This window comes from uncultured Sphingomonas sp. (assembly GCF_913774285.1).
Taxonomy (GTDB): Bacteria; Pseudomonadota; Alphaproteobacteria; order Sphingomonadales; family Sphingomonadaceae; genus Sphingomonas.
This window is the reverse complement of sequence record NZ_CAJYHX010000002.1, coordinates 24,382-44,500: the sequence shown is the minus strand read 5'-3', so window position 1 is coordinate 44,500 and position 20,119 is coordinate 24,382. Positions and strand designations below refer to the sequence as shown.

The window sequence follows — 20,119 nt, the reverse complement described above, 5'->3', positions numbered from 1 at the left end:
GCTGCAGCCCAGGCGTCACACGCCCCCGGAACCTCCCCCGCACCTCGATAGTCTACCCCCCTCCTCCCGGGGCGCCCGCCACCGCCCGCCCTTGAACGCCGCGGCCGGGCCGGGCACAGGGCGCGCGCGGTGGTGCAACGGTCTTTTCTCCCAAGGACTTGGAGCCCCATCCTGTCAGTAACCAGAGTGAGGTGTATTTCGTGTTCAGGAAATTGCTCTGCGCCACGGCGCTCCCGGCCTGCGTGCTCGCGCTCTCCGCGTGCGGGACCAAGGGCGGCGACAACGCCAGCGCGCCGACGTCGGCCGCCGACCAGAGCGAGATGCAGAAATACAATGCCTATGTCGAAGCCGCCAACACGGCGCGCACCTCCTTCGCGGAGATCGGGGCGACCTATCAGCGCGACATCAAGCCCAAGCTCGACAGCGGCAAGAACCTGGACGACCTGTTCTTCCCCTCCGACCCCGGCATCGACCGGATCAAGGAGCAGCTCGACAAGGCGCTCGCGCTGAGCCCCGCCATGCCGGCGATCGACGGGCCCGCGCGCACCTATAGCGCGGCGCTCGCCAAGATCGCGCCGCTCTACCGCGACATGGAAAACTATGTCGATGCCAAGCGCTATGTGAGCGACAAGGGCGCGCATGGCCGCGAGGTGCAGCCCGCGCTGCTCGCCGCGCTGGGAGAGGTCGCCACGGCCCAGGCCGCCTATGCCAAGGCCATCGACGACGCCGACCGCGCCCGCGTCAAGGCCGCGTTCGAGGCGACCCAGAAGGGCACGCTCGACCATTATCGCAAGGGCACGGTCTATTACCTCAAGGAGAGCATGGACCATGCCGGCGGCGTGCTCGACGGCAAGGGCTTGGGCGATCAGAAGGCAGCCTTCGCGGCGTCGCTCGACCAGTTCAACACCATGGCCGTGCAGTTCGACGCCAAGGTCCGCGAGAAGGACAAGACGGCCTGCGCCAGCTTCATGACGCATGCCAATTCGTATCTGGCGGCGGGGCGCGACATCCTCCAGCGCACCGACGACGGCACCTATGCCAAGGATCGCAATGGTTCGTCGTTCCAGATGATCAAGCCCAAGGCGGTGCAGGATGCCGAAACGCTGCTGCAGGCCTATAACTGGGTCATCAACGACCTCAACGTCGGCCGCTGCTGAGATAGGCTAGGTCCCGGCAAGGGGTTGCAGGCATCTGCGCCTGGCCCCTTGCCCCGCGCGCCGCATTCGGCTAAGGCCGCGCGCTTCCAAGCACACGGCTCGGGAACCATGCGGGAGGCGGCCTTAGGTCGTCGCTTGTACCGCTCGACTTGAAAGAGAGTGACATGGCTAAGAAGATTACCGGCTATATCAAGCTGCAGGTGGCTGCCGGCGCCGCAAACCCCTCGCCGCCGATCGGCCCTGCCCTGGGTCAGCGCGGCGTGAACATCATGGAATTCTGCAAGGCGTTCAACGCCGCGACCGGTGACGTCGAGAAGGGCACGCCCCTCCCCACCGTCATCACCGTCTATGCGGACCGTTCCTTCTCGTTCGAGACCAAGACGCCGCCGGCGACCTATCTGCTGAAGAAGGCCGTCAACCTGAAGTCGGGCTCGAAGGAGCCGGGCAAGGCGGTCGCGGGCAAGATCAAGCGTTCGCAGCTGTCGGAAATCGCCCAGGTCAAGATGAAGGACCTGAACGCGAACGACATCGAAGCCGCGACGAAGATCATCGAAGGTTCGGCCCGCGCGATGGGCCTCGAAGTGGTGGAGGGCTGATCCCATGGCCAAGCTGACCAAGAAGCAGAAGACCTGGACCGTCGACGCGACCAAGCTGCACGGCGTCGATGAAGCGATCGCGCTGGTGAAGCAGTATGCGACCGCCAAGTTCGACGAGTCGATCGAAGTCGCGCTGAACCTCGGCGTCGATCCGCGCCACGCCGACCAGATGGTCCGCGGCGTCGTCACGCTCCCGGCCGGCACCGGCAAGACCGTCCGCGTGGGCGTGTTCGCCCGCGGCGCCAAGGCTGAGGAAGCCCTGGCTGCCGGCGCAGACGTCGTCGGCGCCGAAGACCTGATGGAAGCCATCCAGGGCGGCAAGATCGATTTCGATCGCTGCATCGCCACCCCGGACATGATGGGCCTGGTCGGCCGCCTCGGTAAGGTGCTGGGTCCGAAGGGCCTGATGCCGAACCCGAAGCTCGGCACCGTGACCATGAACGTCGCCGAAGCGGTGAAGGCCGCCAAGGGCGGTCAGGTGGAATACCGCGTCGAAAAGGCCGGCATCATCCACTCCGGCATCGGCAAGGTGAGCTTCTCGAACGAAGACCTGCGCCGCAACTTCGACGCGCTGGTCGACGCGGTCGTCAAGGCCAAGCCGGCGGGCGCCAAGGGCAAGTACCTCCAGAAGGTCGCCCTGTCCTCGTCGATGGGCCCGGGCGTGAAGGTCGACACGGCGGAAGTCGCCGCGGCCTGATCCTTCGGGACACAAGCAAACGGAAAGGGCCGGGGAGCGATCCCCGGCCCTTTTTGTTTGCCCGCTCCCCTGCGCCACCGCGGGTCTGCGTCCGGCATGGAAATCCGGTTTCCGCCGGCTATAGTGACCCCAAGCAGGGGAAGGCTTGGGGGTTCATGAACAAGGTACTGGTTGCGCTGGTCTCTACGAGCGCGTTCTCCACGGTTGCGCACGCTGCGTCCGACGCACCGATCATCGCGCCCGCGCCCGCCTGGGTGAAGCCGGTCGCGCCGGCAGCCGCGCCCCCCGCGACCGACGAGACCCCCGTCCGCCTCCTGTTGGTCGACCAGCAGGTGGCGCTCGAGCCCGGACGCACGACCGTCTATTCGGAAACCGTCTTCCGCATCCAGACCGCGCAGGGGCTCGGCGCCGGCAACATCTCGCTGCCGTGGCGGCCGGAGATCGATACGCTCACCGTACACAAGCTGCTGATCCGTCGCGGCGACCAGACCATCGACGTGCTCAAGTCCGGCCAGACCTTCACCGTGCTGCGCCGCGAGCAGAATCTGGAGAGCGCAACGCTGGACGGCGTGCGCACCGCCAATATCCAGCCCGAGGGCCTGCAGGTCGGCGACACCGTCGAGATCGCCCTGTCGGTTGCGTCCAGCGACCCCACCCTGAAGGGGCATGTCGAGCAGTTCGCCGCCGACTGGAACGGCATGGCGATCGGCCGCGCGCATCTGCGCATGCAGTGGCCGTCCAGCGTGAAGGCGCGCATCCGCCAGACGGCGGCGCTTCCGGTGCTGAAGCCGGTGACCTCGGGCACCACCACCAGCGTCGAACTCTCGCTGAACGATGTCCAGCCGGTGCTGCCGCCCAAGGGGGCGCCTGCGCGCTATCGCCTCGGGCGGCTGGTGGAGGTGACCGACTTCGCCTCCTGGGCGGATCTGGGCGCGCTGATGGCGCCGCTGTACGAAAAGGCGGCGACGATTCCCGCGCAGGGGCCGCTGCGCACCGAGCTGGATCGCATCCGGAGCCTGTCTGCCGATCCCAAGGCCCGCGCCACCGCCGCGCTGGCGCTGGTGCAGGATCGCATCCGCTATGTGGCGCTCGCCATGGGCACCGGCGGCTATGTGCCCGCCGATGCGGAAACCACCTGGGCGCGCCGCTTCGGCGATTGCAAGGGCAAGACCGCGCTGCTGCTCGCCCTGCTGCACGCGCTGGGAGTTGCGGCCGAACCCGTTGCCGTGAACACGGCCGCCGGCGACGGCCTCGATGCGCGGCTCCCCATGGTGGCGATGTTCAACCATGTGCTCGTCCGCGCCACCATCGACGGCAAGACCTATTGGCTGGACGGCACCCGCACCGGCGATACCAGCCTCGATCGGCTGACGACGCCCTATTATGGCTGGGGCCTGCCGCTGGTCGCCAGGGGCGCCGCGCTCGTCGCCATGGTGCCGGAACCGCTCACCGTCCCGACCAGCGATGTCGCGATACGGATCGATGCGAGCAAGGGCATTTCGGCCCCCGCCCCGGTCACCATCGAGACGATCCTGCGCGGTGACGACGCCATCGGCATCCAGAAGGCCCTGGCGACGCTGGCCGGCGAGGCGCGCGAGCGTGCGCTCAAGGAATATTGGAAGGCGCAATATGATTTCATCGAGGTGAAATCCGCGACGATGCGCTTCGACGCCCCCACCGGCGAGTTGCAGCTCTCGATGGCGGGGGACGCGAAGCTCGACTGGGCGAACGGCAACTACCAGACCGATGGCACCAATGTCGGCTATCGCGCCGATTTCAGCCGGGAAGCCGGTCCCGACCGCGATGCCCCCTTCGCCGTGGCCTACCCCTATTATCTGCGCACGCGCGAGACGATCGTGCTGCCCCGCGGGCGGGGCGAGTTCAAGCTGGGCACTGGCATGGAGGTGGACCAGACGGCCGGCGGCATCGCCTATCGTCGCCACGCCAGCATCGTCGACGGCGTCTTTTCGATCGAGAAGACCGAGCGCAGCGTGAAGCCCGAGTTTCCCGCAAAGGATGCGCCTGCCGAACAGGCTGCCCTGCGCATGCTCGCCGATCGGGCCGCCTCGGTGCGGATGCCGTCGAGCTACAAATATTCCGGGGCGGACGTCACGAGCGTGGAAGCCGATGTGCCGACCACCTCGGCCGGGTTCGTCACCCGCGCACGGGCCTTTGTCGATCGCGGGATGCGCGAGGCAGCACTTGCCGACTATGACCGGGCCGTCGCGCTCGATCCGAACAATGTCTATGCCTGGTCCAATCGGGCGATGACCCGGATCCAGGCCGGCGACCTGGCCGGGGCGAAGGCGGACCTCGCAAAGGCCGACGCGGTGGACCCCACCTTCGTCCAGAATGCCCTCGTCTACGGGATGCTCGCCGACGCCGAGCAGCGCACGGCCGATGCCGCCGCTGCCTATACGCGGGCGCTCGAACGCGAGCCGGACAACAGCTATGCGCTGTACAACCGGGCGCAGGCCTATGCGCGCCTAGGCCTCCGCGATCGCGCGATCGCCGATCTCAGCCGCTCGATCGCCAAGGATCCCGAGGCCGCCACACGCTATGTGGCGCGCGGCAACGCCTATCTGGACATGGGCAAGCTCGACGCGGCCATCGCCGATTTCGACAAGGCCCATGCACTGGAACCCGATGACGAATGGGCGCTCGCCGATCGCGGCCTCGCGCATGCCCAAAAACGCGACTTCGCCGCGGCGACGGCGGATTTCGATGCCGTCCGCAAGATCAATCCCCGCAATCCGGTGCTGTATCGCGGGCTGGGCATCCTCGCCGAGCAGCAGGGCAAGCCGGAGGACGCCATCGCCGCCTTCACCGAGGCGCTGGCGATCGACCCGGCCAGCGGCTTCGCACTCGGGCATCGCGCCAAGGCGCAGCACGCGGCGGGCCATGACGATGCGGCGCTGGCCGATGCCGCGGCCGCGCTTGCGCAACAGCCGCGCTGGGCGGAGCTGTATCTGCTCCGCGCCAACATCTACCGCATCCGCGGCGACCGCGATCGGGCGCTGGCCGAGGCAGCCACGCTGAGTGCGGCGAGCCCCGACGACAGCTATGCCCAGGTCGCGGCGGCGAACATCTATGCCGCGTTCCAGCAGAATGACGCGGCGATGCAGGCCTTCGATCGCGCGCTCGCGCTCAAGCCCGAAGCCTATGTGTATATCAACCGCAGCGAGCGCCGGCCAAAGGCCGATCTGGCCGGGCGCCGCGCCGATATCGACGCCGCGCTCCGGCTCGAGCCCGACCTGGTCCCCGCCCTCGCCGAGAAGGCGCTGCTGCAGGCCGAAGCGGGCGATCTCGCGGGCGCCATCGCGACCTACACCGCCGCCGCCGCCAAGGATCCGAACGATGCCGGGCTGCTGACGGCGCGCGGCATCGCCTATCTGCGCATGGGCGACGCCGCGCGTGGCGAGGCCGATTTCCAGCGCGCGCGGCAACTGGCGACGGAGGCCGCGCAGCTCAACAACATGTGCTGGGCAAAGGCCACCGCCGGGGTCGGGCTCGCATCGGCGCTGGCGGATTGCGATGCGGCGCTCGCCAAGGCACCCGGCAACGGCGCCTTTCTGGACAGTCGCGCGCTCGTGCTGCTGCGGCTCGGCCGGATCGACGACGCGATCGCGGACTATGGCCGGGCGCTGGCGAAGAACCCGGCAATGGCGTCGTCGCTGTTCGGCCGCGCGCTCGCCTGGGCGCGCAAGGGCGACCAGGCCCGGGCGGAGGCGGATGCCGCCGCCGCCCGCGCGATCGAACCCGATATCGCCCGGCGCTTCGAGGACTATGGCCTGAAGCGCTGATCGGGGCGGACCTTTCAGGCGCGGCCGTCACGCGTCTGTAACGAACACCCCCGCCAATTTCACGGCGTTGCAATGGAACCGCAACGGTCGCGTTCGCGCGCGTCGGTAAGCGCGCTCCCACAAGACCAATAAGGGTCCAGGGAGAATCCAGTCATGCAACCGACCTCCGCGCTGCTTCGCGCGACCTCGGCGCTCGCCCTCACGCTGGCGACGCTCGCCCCCGCTTACGCGCAGACGACCCCGCCGCAGGACGACACGTCCGGCAATGAAGAGATCGTCGTCAACGGCAGCTATGCGCGCAGCCTCGCCGCCGCGACCGAGGCGAAGCGCCGCGCCGAATATGGCCTGGATTCGATCAGCTCGACCGACATCGGCAAGTTCCCCACCCAGAACGTCGCGGAAGCGCTCCAGCTCGTCACCGGCGTCGCGATCACCCGGCCGCGCGGCGAGGGCCTGTACGTCTCGGTGCGCGGCCTCGGGCCGCAGTTCCAGAGCACGCTGCTCAACGGTCGCCCGGTCGCGCTCAACGACCTGATCGAGAATGGCGGCGCCAATGGCCGCCAGTTCCGCTTCGAGATGCTGCCCGCCGAGTTCGTCGCCAACATCGACGTGGTGAAGACCCCCACCTCGGACATGACCGAGGGCGCGCTGGGCGGCAATATCGACGTGCGCACCTTCCGCCCGTTCGACGTCGGCAACAAGGTCACCGCCAATCTGCGCGGCACCTACACCTCGCAGACCAAGAAGGTGAAGCCGAACGCCACGCTGATCGGCAGCCACACCTTCGGCGACACCTTCGGCATCCTGGTCGGCGCGCAATACTGGGGCAAGGAGGTCCGCAACGACCGCTTCATGAACTTCGGTTGGAACCTCGACAAGTTTACCAAGCCCGCCCAGGGCGGCCTCCAGTCGGGCCTCTACACCCCCACCCGCACCCGCCCGACGATCGAGACCGAGGACCGCAAGCGCATCTCGGGCCTGGTCTCCGCCCAGTGGCGCCCGACGCCGGAGCTGGAGACGACGCTCGACGTGCTCGCGACCCGGCTCGACGTCGCCTATGACGAGTTCGGCCTCGACATCTATCCCGACGACACCAGCGTCGCCGGGCACACGCCGAAGATCGATCCGACCACGGTCAAGCTCCAGGGCAACACGGTGGTCGGCGCGACGATCAACGACGTTCGCTTCATGGCCAGCCGTGAGTACAGCCTCAACCGCCACGACCTGCTGACCATCGGCCTCAAGCAGAGCTGGAACCATGATCGCTTCCACGTGACCGCGAACCTCAACTGGTCGTCGGCGCACAGCTTCCATCCGAGCAACGCCGAGGGCACGGTGCGCAGCCGCGCGATGTTCTTCGCGCCGTTCACCTATGACGCCTCGGCCGGCTACAAGGTGATGCCGACGATCACCACGCCGGTGGATGTCAACAATCCCGCCAACTACCAGCTCTACACCTTCAACATCGCGCCGAAGAACAGCAAGGACTGGGACAAGTTCGCGCGGGCAGACGCCGCCTATGACGTGGGCGGCTTCCTCCGCAAGGTTGCGGTGGGCGCCGAGTACCACTGGCGCAAGCGCGACTATTGGCGCCGCGATTTCACCGTAAACCCGCCCGCGGGCACCCCGCTGAGCTCGCTCGGCGCCGGCGCCTCGCAGCCGCTGCCCTATGACGACTTCCTCAAGAACGTCGACGGCAACACGCCGCGCACCTGGCTCGCCCCGGTCACCTCGGCCTATTACAATGCCTTCTTCACCAGCGCCGTCGCCAACGCCCCGCTGACGCCGAGCGACCAGGCCGCCTCGTTCAAGACCACCGAGAAGACCGCCTCGGCCTATGCCCGGCTCGATTACGGCACGATGCTGGGCGGCGTGGACATCCTCGGCAATGTCGGCATCCGCTATGTCCATACCGACCAGAACGCGACGGGCTTCCTGCGCGCCGGCAACGTGATCACCCCGGCCGCCTTCCCCAAGACCTTCAACGACTGGCTGCCGAGCTTCAACCTCAAGGCCGATCTGACCAAGACGCTGGTCGCCCGCTTCGCCGCGAGCCGGGTGCTCACCCGCCCCAACGTGACCGACAGCGCGCCGCGCATCACCCTGTCGACCGACGCGCCGACCGCGAGCGGCGGCAACCCGCAGCTCCTCCCCTTCCTCGCCACCCAGTTCGACGGCGCGCTGGAATGGTATTTCAACCCGCGCGGGGCGCTGACCGGCGCGGTGTTCTACAAGGCGATGGACGACTATATCACCGCGCAGAACATCAACACCGAGATCCCCGGCCGCGGCACGGTGCTGCTGTCGACCCAGGTCAATGGCGGCAACGCCAAGGTCTACGGCGTCGAGGCCGGCTACAACCAGGTGTTCACCTTCCTGCCCGCGCCGTTCGACGGCCTCGGCATGCAGGCGAGCTACACCCACACCTCGGTCAAGGCGAACTACACCGCCGGCGCGCGCCCGATCGTCGACCAGCTGATCGGCCTGTCGAAGAACAGCTTCAACGTGGTCGGCTTCTACGAGAAGGGCCCGCTGTCTACCCGCCTGTCCTATGTGTGGCGCGGCCGGTACCTGTCGGGCACCGGCAGCACCACCCAGGCGCCGACCTATACCGCGCCGTTCGGCACGCTGGACGGCAGCATCGGCTACAAGCTGCTGCCCAACGTGCAGCTGAGCGTGGAGGCGATCAATATCTCGGGCGCCAAGCTCTACACCTATAACGACGCGTCGAACCGCTTCGGCGAGATCAACTATTGGGGCCGCACCATCCTGTTCGGGGTGCGCGCCGAGTTCTGATCGAGCACGCGATCGGCGAAAAGCGAAAGGGCCGGGAGCGATCCCGGCCCTTTTCGTGGCGGCCCCACAAAGGGCCGGCGCCGCATCATGTCCCAAATTCGCGCCGATGTTGCACCGGTGAAACATTGACCCCGATCAGCGGCCCCGACAAAGAAAAGGCGCGATCAACGGGGACATCTCACATGAAGTTACGGTTGCTGGCAACGGTGCCGCCGTGCCTGGTTTTGGCTGCTTGCTCCGGCGGCGGCGGCGGTGCGGGTCCGGCCATCACGCCTCCCGTCGCTCCCGCGCCGACCCCTGCGCCCACACCTGCGCCGACCCCTGCGCCGACACCCGCACCGACACCCGCGCCGACGCCGACACCTGCGCCGACGCCCACGAATGCGTCCCTTACCGGAGCGCTGATCAGCGAAAGCTTCGCCGCGGATTCGGCGCGCGGGGCGGCGACCTTCACCGATACGGGCGCAACCGGAGGAACGGCGAACGGCGGCGATCTCCAGATCCGCTACGACGCGACGAGCGGCAGCTATACGCTTACGAGCGGCGCGCGCAGCCAGACGTTCGGCGCCAGCGCCAGGCAGGTCGGTACGAATGCCGCCCTGTACACGCTCACCAACGGCAACACCGTCGACACGCTGACGCTGACGCTGAACGGCACTTCGGGCGCGGGCGCTTATCGGTATGTCGGCGCCGGCGTGTGGCTCCGGGCGGTGGCCAACGGCAACAGCGTGGACGGCAGCCTCGATTCGTTCACCTATGGTGTCACGACGCCGCTCGCCGCCCTCCCCCGCACCGGCACGGCGACCTATGCCGTCGACGCCATCGGCCTGTACAGCGGTCCGAACGTGCTCGAGCCCAACACCCTGAACGGTACCGGGACGCTGACGGCCGATTTCGCCAGCGGCCGGATCGATACCGCCGGCACCTTCAACACGATCGGCTATCTCAAAGAGAACGCCGTCCGACCCGTCGGACGGTGGTCTGGCAGCGGCGCGATCGCGGCGTCGACCAACAGCCTGTCCGGTTCGATGACGGTGCGGGTTTTAGAGCCGACCACCGGCGGCTTCAGCGGGCGCTTCTACGGTCCCGCCAGCGACGAAATCGGGCTGTCTTTCTGGGGCACCAGCAGGATCGGGGAAGCGATTGCCGGGTCGCTGCTCGGGCGTCGCGGCGACGCTGCCGCGAGCCCGCAAAAGCTCACCGAGCTGAACAAGGATGCCAGTTTCACCGGGCGGACCGCTGCCGTGGTGATCTACGAGAGCAACGCGTCCGGCCCGATCAAGGACGCGAATGGCAATCTGCGCCTGACCACCCAGAGCGGCGTGGATGCCGGCCTCGACTATGCGGCGGCGGCGGACCGCTATGCGACGAAGGTGCAGAGACTGTCCATCGGCGGAACGTCTGAGGTGATATTCGATCAGTTCGGCGTCGGCGCCGCAGAGAAACTCGCCGCGCAGGCCGATCCGCAGTTCACCGCCTACCGCACGAAGACGGCCCTTGGTGATCCGGTAGACATCAAATTCTATCGCCCGGGAGGCAGCAACAGCGAGCTCGCGCTGTCCTATCTCAGCTTCTACTGGACCGACAACACCGTTCCCTCGGCACCCGGCGGCGTTACGACGCGACGCGTTGCCTATGTTCCGTTCGGATATGAAACGCCGCTAAGCCAGATTCCGCTCACCGGCAGCGCGACCTTCAACGGCGTGTTGTATGGCACGGGCGTTTCCAGCGCCGGACAAGGCAGCCTGTATGCCTTGTCCGGAACGTCGAGCCTCCAGATGAACTTCGCCTCCGCAAGCGGCACGCTGACACTAAGCCCGGTCGGCAAGGATCTGGCCACGGGCGCGAGCGTGAATTTCGGATCGTTCAGCCTGTCGATACGGGAGTTCGACGGCAAGCTTTCCGGCTTTGTCTCCGGCGGCGGCGGGACCTTCACCGGGCGTTACTTCGGCCCTACCGCACAGGAAGTGGGCGGCGCGTTCAATCTCCTGCCCCAGCTCGTTGGCAATGGTACCACGCTCACCGGCGTCGCCCTCGGCAAGCGGTAATCGCATCGCGAGCCCGTCGGGACTGGCAGGAAGGGCCGGGAGCGATCCCGGCCCTTTTCGTGTCGGCGGCGCCGTTGCCCCAAGCCCCTACGAACCTGCGCTCGTCCCGGTTCGCCATGTTCCATGGTCCGCCCTGGTTTCTCGCCGGAAGCCTGGCTTATGCACTGCCACCGCAGGCGAATCGTTCGACCCCCGGGGCATCGTTCGACTCGCCACGTCCGCGACGGGGTGCGAGCTGCGGCGGAAGCGGGGAGCGATCGATAGGCTCCGCGCCGCAACGCTTGATTTGGCAGCGGATCCCGCGCCACACTGGAAGCGCACAAGGGGGAGTGGCGGATGGCGTGGATCATGTTGGTGGCACTGGCGTTGGGGCAGGCCGGCGAAGTGCCGAAGGGGCCACTTGCCACACCGCTGAAGCCGAAGACGGCACCCTCCAGCTGGGTAACCGATGCGGATTACCCCTCCAGCGCAGTCGACAAGGGCAAGGCCGGCCGGGTAGACTTCATCCTGACCGTGGACACGACGGGTACGCCGGATGGCTGCCATATCACCGCGACATCCGGGTACCTGCTGCTCGATCAGCATAGTTGCGCCATTCTGCTGAAGCGCGCCCGGTTCAGCCCGGCACGTGATCCTTCGGGAACGCCAATCCGCGCGACCTATTCCAACAAGTTCGGATGGGCGGCGTCGGACGGTTCGACACCGGGGGAAATTCCGCGAATTGACCTCATCGTTGACGTGGCGAAGCTGCCGGCCGGCTATGCCAGACCCGCGCTGACGCGGGTACATTTTGCAAAATCAGGCTCACCGGATGCGTGCCGGGTAGAGGTGACCAGCGGCGTCGCCGCGATCGACAAGGTGGCGTGTGCGCAGGTGATGCTACAGGCGCCGACGCCAACACAAGGGATCAAATACGGGCCGATATTCGACACGCGCATGGTCTCGGTATCGTTCGAGCAAACGCCTGCGAAATGAGGCAGCGGCGTTGAGGCAAGGGGCGTTGCGCTGACCGCACCAGGCCCTGCACGCGCCAGGAGCAGCCAACCTCTTGCTTAGCCGGGGTTCACATGTTCGGGTGCCCTCACCCCCCGAACATGCCGCGCAGCAGCTTTATCCCCACCTTGTCCCGCCGGGCCAGCGCGGTGTCGATCAGGGCGATCCGCGCATTGCAGATCGCAACCTGCGGCCCCTCGCGATTCAGCGCCGCCTCGAACGCCGCGCGGTCGAGCCGGGCGCGCGTCATCGCTTCCTCCAGCAGGGTCGGCGGAATGGTGTAGCGGCCGGTATCCTTGACGTCATTGGCCGGCGGGGTGCCGGTGCGGATCGCGCGGGCAAGCAGGTCGTAGCGCCTATCGTGCAGCTCGTTCGGCCCCGCCCCGCTGGGCCCGCCCTCCAGGAAGGTGACGCATTCCTCGGGCGAGGCGCGCTCGGCCCAGCGGAGGCGCGCCTCGTAATAGGCCGCGTAGTCGAGCAGCAGCTTGTCGTCCCCGTCACGCAACACCCGGGCCATCAGCTTGGAGAAGATGCCGCCTACCCTTTCTGCCAGCACCTCGAATGACAGGTGCGAGTCGCTGCCGCGCGTCGCCTGCGCCGCCTGCCATTCGCCCAACAGCCGGTCATAAAGCCGCGGGTTGATCCTTTGCAGTTCGGCACGGGTCAGCGCGCCGTTGGTGAACCGGTCGAGCAAAAGATCCAGATCACGATCGAACAAGACCAACAGGGGGTTGTACCTGGCCCGCGTGTCGCCGGCACGGTCGACCGAGGCGTAGCGGCGATGGCGGGAGGAGGTCCCGTCGTCGGTGACGCCAAGAACGATCGCGCCCAGGAAGAAAAACAGGAGGAGGATCGGGCCGATTCCCGCCATGGTTGCCCGGCCGGCCTGCTCGACCGGTTTGGCAAATACGGCCTTGCGCCGAACATTGTAGAGATAGCCGATCGGGAATGCGGCCTCGCTCTGGTGCTGGATGCGGTCGCGCCACCAGTCGACGGCAGCCGCGTTCAGCCCCGTGACGACCGTCGGGTGATAGGTCTGCAGATAGCCGAGCACATATTCGACCTGCGCCCCGGCGACCCAGCCGTCGATCCAGCCGCCCAGCCCCGTCGGCGGCGGCAGCCGCAGCCGCCGCAGGAAGCGATATAGCGGCTGGTTCTGAGTGCGAAGCTCGATCTCGAAATAGCGGTCCTTCGCGCGCTGGAGGATCCAGGTCAGCGCTTCCGAGCGTTGCAGTTCGGTATCGGGCGCGCCCCATCCGAAATAGGCAATCGCGGGATCGACCATCGGGTCGCTGCGCGGCGTGCCCCGGACGATGGTGTCGATGAAGAAGCGTTCGACATGATCGGCATGGTCGAGATTCTGCATCGCCGGATCGGCGAGGACGCGTTCGACCAGCGCGCTCATCTCGGCCTGTGAAATGCGGCGCGTGCGATCGTACACCATCGCGTACAGCGCCTGCAGCGCGCCGAAATTGGCTTCCCGCCGCAGGTCGAGCGGCGGTGCAGGCGGCGCCGCAGCAGCATCGGCCTGCGCCATGCGTACGGCCTCTTCGGACGGCTCCAGCGACGGCGGCGGGGCGGCGGCGGGCGGCATGTCCTCGGGCGGCGGGGTGGCCGCGCTTGCGTCCACAGCCTCAACCTCGGCCTGCTCGGCCGCTGCCTCCGGGCCCGGCGGCATGTACACGATCTCGTCGGATGCCAGTACGACCATGGGGGTGGACGGATCCGCGACCTCAGCGTGCAACTCGGCCAGTCGCATCGCCCAGTCGCGCGCCTGACGAAGCGCGGTGAAGCCCGCGACGTCGCTGTCCGGATCGATCGCCTTCAGCCGCTGTGCATAGGCCCTGCGGACCGCCTTCACGTCGCCGGTCGGCTCGATACCCAGCGTCTCCCAGGGACTGCTCACAGGTAGCGCTCTCCTTCCAGCGCATCCAGCCGTGCAGTGATCATCGCCGTCGCCTCGGCGATCGCATGGGGATCCTGCGTCGCGAGCACGCTTTCGAAATGGGCGAGCAATTGCCCGATCGCGGCGCGCTGGTCGCCCAGAAAGGCTTCGTAGCAGCGCTCCGCGCGGGCGATCAGCGCCTGGTTCACCGCCTGGTCGCGCGGGTGGATCTTCAGCGCCGCGAGCGCGCTGCGGCGCGCCTCCGCCTCGCCCGCATCCATTCCCTCATCGGCGATGACGAGCTGCCGGGTCTCGCCGGTCTCCGGTACGACCACGTCGACCTCGAGCAACCCGCTCACATCATAGGTGAAGCGGCAGTCCACTTCGACTTCGCCGGCGCCGCGCGGCGGCACCGGGATCTCGACATCGCCCAGCTTGATGTTGCCCGCCACCATCCGCGCTTCGCCCTGGTAGATGCAGAACTTCACGAAGCGCTGCTGGGCATGAACGGTCTGGAAGCGGTGCACGCGACTGGCGGGCAGCACGGTGTTGCGCTCGAGGATCGGCGCAAACCGCCCGCCGTGGAGCCCGCCATTCGCATCGCGCGTCATGGTCTCGACGCCCAGACTGAACGGGCAGACGTCGGTCAGCCGGATTTCGTCCAGATCCGCCTTGCGTTCGCGCAGGCCCGCCTGCACCGCGGCGCCCAGCGCGATGGCATGGTCGGGATGGACGGTGGCGTTGGGGAAGCGCGCAAACATTCGCGTCACCGCCTTGCGGACGATCGGCATCCGCGTGGCGCCGCCGACCAGCACGATCTCGCTCAGCGTGTCGGCGCGCAGCTTGCTGTCGCGCATCGCCCGCAGCACCGGCTCGCGCAGCCGGTCGAGCAGCGGTGCGGCGGCCGCCTCGAACTGCTCGGCGGTGATGGTGGTCGACAGCAGCTCGTCCTGCCAGACGATGTCGAAAGTGGCGGCCTCGGCGTCGCTCAGCGCGCGGCGGGTGCGCTCGGCGGCGGCGCGCGCCTGTTCGCGCAGCTTGGGATGCGCCGGCCCGAGCGGCAGCCGCAGCCGCTCCTTGGCGATGCCGACGATCACCTCGTTGAAATCCTCGCCGCCCAGCCGGTTGTCGCCGGCCGAGGCGCGGACCTCGATCACCCCGTCGAAGATCTCGACGATCGAGACGTCGAAGGTGCCGCCGCCCAGATCGAAGACGAGGAAGGGATCGCGGTCCTCGCGGTCGGCGATGCCATAGGCGAGCGCGGCGGCAGTGGGCTCGTTGACCAGCCGCTCGACCTTGAGCCCGGCCAGCTCGCCCGCGCGGCGCGTCGCCTTGCGCTGGCGGTCGCTGAAATAGGCGGGCACGGTGATCACCGCGCTGGTCACCGCCTCGCCGCAGTGCCGCTCGGCATCGGCCTTGAGGCTCTTGAGCACCAGCGCCGAGACTTCCTCCGCGGTGAACGACGTGCCGCCGAGCTGGATCGGCTTCTGCGTGCCGATCAGCCGCTTGAATGCGGTGGCGGTGCGATCCGGATAGACCGGCTGGCGATCGCGCGCCGCCCGGCCGACGAGCACCTCGCCATCATCGGTCAGGCTCACCGCCGAGGGGGTGAGAAACTCGCCCAGGCTGTTCGGAATCAGCTCCGGCCCGCCGTCCCCCCAGCGCGCGATCGCGCTGTTGGTGGTGCCAAGATCGATACCTACAATCACGAAATCCCCCCGCGCCGCCCCGACGAACAGAGCTATTCTAGGACGATTCCGCCGCGAGAACCGCGATTTGGCGCCGCTATCTCGACACGTCGCAGGACCGGTCGTGCATGCGCGGGCGCCGGGCCTAATCGATTCGTTGATGGGGCGCCCGGACAAGGCGTCGTATCAGCACGTCTTCCGCAGACTGGAAGAGTAGGTCCGAGCATGTTGCAAGCCACCGCAGCCACGCGCACCGGCAATGAAGGTGCGCGCAGCGCACCGCCGTCGACGCCGGAGACGGGAGCCCATCCCCTCGATCGTCTGATGGCAGGCGGCTCGCCGCTCGACCGGCTGGCGCCGCCGCCGAGCTACACGGTCCGGCACGGCGACACGCTGTCCAGCATCGCGACGGCGCTCGGCACCGACTGGCAGACGCTCGCGCGGATCAACGGGATCAGCAACCCGGATCGCATCGCCACCGGCCAGACCCTTCGCCTGCCGGGCGGCGCCACCGCCGCCGCCGCGACGCACACGGTGCAGCGGGGCGAGACGCTGTCGGGCATCGCGGCGCAGAGCGGCACCGATGTCGCGACGCTGGCCCGGATCAACGCGATCGACAATCCCAACCGCATCCAGCCGGGCCAGGTGCTGCGCCTCGGCGGCAGCGGGGCGGCACCGGTCGCCCACCCGCCGCGATCCGCCCCGGCCGCAAACGCCGGCGACACGCAGGCCGGCACCGGCGGACCGGTCCGCCTCGGCAGCGTCTCCGAACGCTATGAAAGCGGCGGCCGCGGACCGGGCACCGTCTCCAACGGCAGCGGCGACCCCGGCGGCGTGTCGTACGGCGTCTACCAGCTATCGTCCAAGGCCGGCACGCTCCAGTCGTTCCTGCGCCACGAAGGCGCGCGCTGGTCGGCGGAGCTGGGGTCGAACATCGGCACCAAGAGCTTCAACGACCAGTGGAAGGCGATCGCCGCACGCGATCCGCAGGGCTTCCGCGACGCACAGCACGCGTTCATCGAGCGCACCCATTACGACCCCGCCGTCAACAAGGTCCGCGACGCGACCGGGCTCGACCTCAGCACCCGCCACGTCGCCGTCCAGCAGGCCGCCTGGTCGAGCGCGGTGCAGCATGCCCGTGCGCCGCAGCTGCTCGAGGCCGCGGTTCGCCGCACCGATCAGGAGGTCGGCCGCGCCTCGCCCGACTATGACCGCGCGCTGGTCTCCAACATCTATGCCGAGCGCACGACCTATCTGCAGGGGCTCGCGGCGAGCGGCAACTACAGCCCCGCCGAGGCCAGCCAGCTGCGCTCGATCACCCAGGAACGCTATCCCAACGAGCGGCGCGAGGCGCTCGCCCTGTTCGATCGCCCGGCGTCCGCGACCACCGGCGGCACCGCACCGATCGCGGGCAAGGCGGCCGGCGAACCGCGCACGGGCGCGGACTTCGCCGCCGTCATCAACCGCTCGGGCGATGCGCAGGCCCGCGCCGACCTCGCGGCGGGGCGCAAGGTGCTGGTGGCGGTGCGGCATGACTCGTCGCTGCAGGCCAATGGCGGCCGCGGCGAATATAACGACACGATCGCCTTGGTCTCGCGCCAGGCCGATGGCAGCTACCGCGCGCAGGTCTTCCAGGGCAACACCGAGCCGGCCGGCGTCTACGCGGCACGCGGCTACGGCGCCGACGTCAATGGCGACGGCCGCAAGGAACTGGGCCGGCTGGTCGAGGGCAATTACCGCTACGAACTGCAATCGGGCACCTTCGCCGGCAACCGCTTCTTCCGAGCGACCGAAACCCAGACGGCGCTGCGCGACAGCAACCATGACGGCCGCTTCACCGGCGCCGACACGCTCGACCGTCGTGGCGCCGGGCGCTCGATGCTGATCCACCAGGGCGGCAACAGCTCGACCGGATCGGCCGGCTGCCAGACGCTGCGGCCGAGCGACTTCAATGCGCTGCTGGCCGGCCTTGGCCGCCAGTCGTCGTTTAGCTATGTGCTGGTAAACGCCAGCCAATAAGGACTTCGCATGCGTCTCGTCTTCGCTCCCCTGCTGTTGCTCGCGGCCTGCGGCGCGGCGAATGGCGACGGCGCCGGGGAGCGCCAGCCGGCCGCCCCCGTCGCCGCGGCAAACGACGCCCGGCCGGTGGCGGCGAGCCCCGCGCCGGCGACGCCCCCGGTCGCTTCGTCCCCGGCGGCCGCCATGGCGGATTGCGACCCCGGCGCACCGGAAAGCCCGTGCCAGATCGTCGGCAAATGGCGGGTGATCAAGGTGTACAATCCCGGCAACCAGGATCCGCTCGAGGACGAGATGGGCATGGTCGGTTCGCGCCTCACCGTCACCGGGAACAGCGACGCCTCGGGCGCGATCCGCTGGGACGGGCCGGACAACGGCCAGTTCGACCATAGCGACGTCTGCACCGGCCCCTATCTGAGCCCCGCCGCAACCCCGCGGCCCGCCGCCGCGCGGGCGACGCTGGCCGCGGCGCTGAAGGCCTGGGGCATCATCGGCGATGCCGGCAAAGCCCGGCATCTCGGCTGCGACGAAGGCCATTGGGCGGTGCCGAGCGACGCCAGCGGCAAATGGTTCGGGCTGGTGCTGCCGATGGGCCGCCAGATGGCGTTCGAATGGTTCGACAAACGCATGGTGCTGGCCGAACGCACCGACTGACGTGCCGCCCGGCGCTCCGCCCTGACCGCGCAAGCGCGGTTGCCCCGCCGGAGCGCGCCGATGCCGCGACATGCCGCACACAAGCTGACCGGGCGAACGCCCGAAGAAACGGCCGGGGCGATCCCGGCCGTTTTTTTTCCTGCGTGCCGCCTTGGCACAGCGTGTCGAAGCGGCGCGGCGCCCTTTCGCTATTCCCCCGCCCGCGAGTGAGGACGGGCAGCTCCCCCCGAACCTGCTCCCGCGTATCCGGATGAATTCGTACTTGCGAAAACAGCTTCAACCTAACATTTGTTATATCTAACTTTTGTTAGATCACCGAATCTTGGGGGCATTTCCACGTGAGCATATTGACCGCGCGCCTGCGCGCAGGGACTTCGTTCGTTCTGGCGATGGCGCTCGCCAGCTGCGGTGGCGGAGGGGGCGGCAGCGGCAATGTGGTTGCGCCACCCGTCGCGCCGACGCCGACACCGACGCCGACCCCGACGCCGCCGCCGATGCAGTCTCTGACGTCGATCACCAAGACCGCGGTCACGACGTTCGACGCGCCCTGGGGGCTGACCTTCCTTCCCACCGGCGAGATGCTGGTGACCGAGCGCCCGCTCAACAAGGACGCTAGCGGGGCGACGCTCCTCAACCCTACCTCGCCCGGCGCCATGTGGCTGGTGACCCAGGCCGGGGTGAAGACCGCCATCGACGGCTTGCCGGCCTCCAACGTCGGGATTCTCTGCGTCGCGCTCGATCCGCAATTCGCGACCAACAAGCAGGTCTACATCACCTATCTGGAGCGTGATCCCGCCGCCGCCCGATTTGGCCGCGCCGCGGCCAATACCGCGATCGATCCCGTCGGTCTCTCGCTGTTCAAGGCCAAGCTGACCACCGACGGCACCGGCACGCATCTGGTGGGCGGAACGACGATCTGGCGCGGCACCAAGGTGGTGAGCGATCCCGGCTCGGGCGAGCCCGGCGGCTACCTGACCTTCTCGCCCGACGGCGCCTATCTGTTCGTCGCGGTCGGTGACCGGCAGGAATTCACTCCGGTCCAGGACCTGAGCAATACCCTGGGCAAGATCATCCGACTCAATCCGGACGGCACCGCGCCGGCGACGAACCCGTTCGTCGGCACCGCAGGCGCGAAGCCGGAGATCTGGACGCTCGGACATCGCAATCCGTACGGCCTCTCCTTCGATTCCGCGGGCACCTTGTGGGAGCACGAGATGGGTCCGAAGGGCGGCGACGAGCTGAACATCATCCTGCCCGGCAAGAATTACGGCTGGCCGAACGTGTCGTACGGGGACAATTACGACGGCTCGCCGATCCCGAAGCCGGCCGCAGGCGATGGCTTTGAACCGGCCCAGGTCTGGTGGGTTCCCGTCATCGCGCCGGCCGGCATGGTCATCTATTCGGGCAACCTGTTGTCGGCATGGAAGGGATATGCCGTCATCGGCGGGCTGCAGTCTCGCGGGCTCGTCCTGGTCAATCTCACCGGTGCCCGCGCAACCGAAGCAACCCGGATCGACTTTGCCGCCCGCGTACGCGCGCTCGCCCAGGCCCCGACCGGCGAAGTCTGGGTGCTCGGCGACGGTCCCAGCGGCAATCTGTGGAAGATCACTCCGGCCCCCTGACCCGCGGGCGCCCCGGCATCCTCCTGCTCGGCCGCTGCGCGCACAAACGCGCGCGGCGGCCGATGCGCGCGCTTCCCATCTCCCTCCCCGCTTGCCATCCCCGGCCAAGCTTGTAACACCGCGCGCGTCCTTCACCCACGGAGCCGCTCGCCATTCGCCAGATC

Annotated in this window: 12 protein-coding genes; 10 read left to right on the top strand and 2 right to left on the bottom strand. The window is 68.2% G+C overall.

The annotated features are described in order from the left end of the window. Positions 1–200 precede the first annotated feature (200 nt). The 7 genes from QZ670_RS00480 to QZ670_RS00450 all read left to right on the top strand — a co-directional run bounded on the left by QZ670_RS00480 (position 201) and on the right by QZ670_RS00450 (position 12,072). Positions 201–1,157: a YiiG family protein gene (locus tag QZ670_RS00480; RefSeq protein WP_294250390.1), complete on the top strand. Its 957-nt coding sequence runs from the start codon at positions 201–203 to the stop codon at positions 1,155–1,157. A gap of 164 nt (positions 1,158–1,321) precedes the next feature. Then, a complete protein-coding gene (gene rplK, locus QZ670_RS00475; protein ID WP_294250387.1) occupies positions 1,322–1,753 on the top strand; it encodes a 50S ribosomal protein L11 in 432 nt (143 codons plus the stop codon). A 4-nt stretch (positions 1,754–1,757) separates the two neighbouring features. Continuing rightward, the gene (gene rplA, locus QZ670_RS00470; protein WP_294250384.1) at positions 1,758–2,450 is read left to right on the top strand and encodes a 50S ribosomal protein L1; all 693 of its coding nucleotides are present in this window, start codon (positions 1,758–1,760) and stop codon (positions 2,448–2,450) included. Positions 2,451–2,605: 155 nt separating this feature from the next. After that, positions 2,606–6,253, top strand: coding sequence for a tetratricopeptide repeat protein (locus QZ670_RS00465; RefSeq protein WP_294250381.1), 3,648 nt, complete (start codon positions 2,606–2,608; stop codon positions 6,251–6,253). Between the two features lie 153 nt (positions 6,254–6,406). Further along, positions 6,407–9,049, top strand: a complete 2,643-nt coding sequence (locus QZ670_RS00460; RefSeq protein ID WP_294250378.1) for a TonB-dependent receptor — start codon at positions 6,407–6,409, stop codon at positions 9,047–9,049. A 182-nt stretch (positions 9,050–9,231) separates the two neighbouring features. Further along, positions 9,232–11,097 (top strand): hypothetical protein, encoded by a 1,866-nt coding sequence (locus QZ670_RS00455; protein WP_294250375.1) that lies wholly within the window; start codon positions 9,232–9,234, stop codon positions 11,095–11,097. Between the two features lie 336 nt (positions 11,098–11,433). After that, positions 11,434–12,072: an energy transducer TonB gene (locus QZ670_RS00450; RefSeq protein WP_294250372.1), complete on the top strand. Its 639-nt coding sequence runs from the start codon at positions 11,434–11,436 to the stop codon at positions 12,070–12,072. Between the two features lie 106 nt (positions 12,073–12,178). Here QZ670_RS00450 and QZ670_RS00445 read toward each other — a convergent pair whose 3' ends face one another. Together QZ670_RS00445 and QZ670_RS00440 are read right to left on the bottom strand one after the other, a co-directional pair. After that, entirely contained in the window at positions 12,179–13,996 is a 1,818-nt protein-coding gene (locus QZ670_RS00445) for a hypothetical protein (RefSeq protein WP_294250370.1), read from the bottom strand. Continuing rightward, positions 13,993–15,684 (bottom strand): molecular chaperone HscC, encoded by a 1,692-nt coding sequence (locus QZ670_RS00440; RefSeq protein ID WP_294250367.1) that lies wholly within the window; start codon positions 15,682–15,684, stop codon positions 13,993–13,995. Before QZ670_RS00440 ends, QZ670_RS00445 begins: the two co-directional genes overlap by 4 nt. Before the next feature lie 204 nt (positions 15,685–15,888). Between QZ670_RS00440 and QZ670_RS00435 the strand changes: the two genes are divergently transcribed. From QZ670_RS00435 to QZ670_RS00425, 3 genes are all read left to right on the top strand, one after another. Continuing rightward, complete coding sequence (locus QZ670_RS00435; RefSeq protein ID WP_294250364.1) at positions 15,889–17,682, top strand: LysM domain-containing protein; 1,794 nt, start codon at positions 15,889–15,891, stop codon at positions 17,680–17,682. A gap of 9 nt (positions 17,683–17,691) precedes the next feature. Further along, entirely contained in the window at positions 17,692–18,333 is a 642-nt protein-coding gene (locus QZ670_RS00430; RefSeq protein WP_294250359.1) for a hypothetical protein, read from the top strand. 338 nt (positions 18,334–18,671) lie between these two features. Further along, a complete protein-coding gene (locus tag QZ670_RS00425; RefSeq protein WP_294250356.1) occupies positions 18,672–19,955 on the top strand; it encodes a PQQ-dependent sugar dehydrogenase in 1,284 nt (427 codons plus the stop codon). Positions 19,956–20,119 lie beyond the last annotated feature (164 nt).

Coding starts and splice junctions, on each gene's coding strand:
- QZ670_RS00455 (WP_294250375.1), top strand. CDS start 9,232: ATGAAGTTACGGTTGCTGGCAACGGTGCCGCCGTGCCTGGTTTTGGCT.
- QZ670_RS00450 (WP_294250372.1), top strand. CDS start 11,434: ATGGCGTGGATCATGTTGGTGGCACTGGCGTTGGGGCAGGCCGGCGAA.
- QZ670_RS00465 (WP_294250381.1), top strand. CDS start 2,606: ATGAACAAGGTACTGGTTGCGCTGGTCTCTACGAGCGCGTTCTCCACG.
- QZ670_RS00435 (WP_294250364.1), top strand. CDS start 15,889: ATGTTGCAAGCCACCGCAGCCACGCGCACCGGCAATGAAGGTGCGCGC.
- rplA (WP_294250384.1), top strand. CDS start 1,758: ATGGCCAAGCTGACCAAGAAGCAGAAGACCTGGACCGTCGACGCGACC.
- rplK (WP_294250387.1), top strand. CDS start 1,322: ATGGCTAAGAAGATTACCGGCTATATCAAGCTGCAGGTGGCTGCCGGC.
- QZ670_RS00430 (WP_294250359.1), top strand. CDS start 17,692: ATGCGTCTCGTCTTCGCTCCCCTGCTGTTGCTCGCGGCCTGCGGCGCG.
- QZ670_RS00460 (WP_294250378.1), top strand. CDS start 6,407: ATGCAACCGACCTCCGCGCTGCTTCGCGCGACCTCGGCGCTCGCCCTC.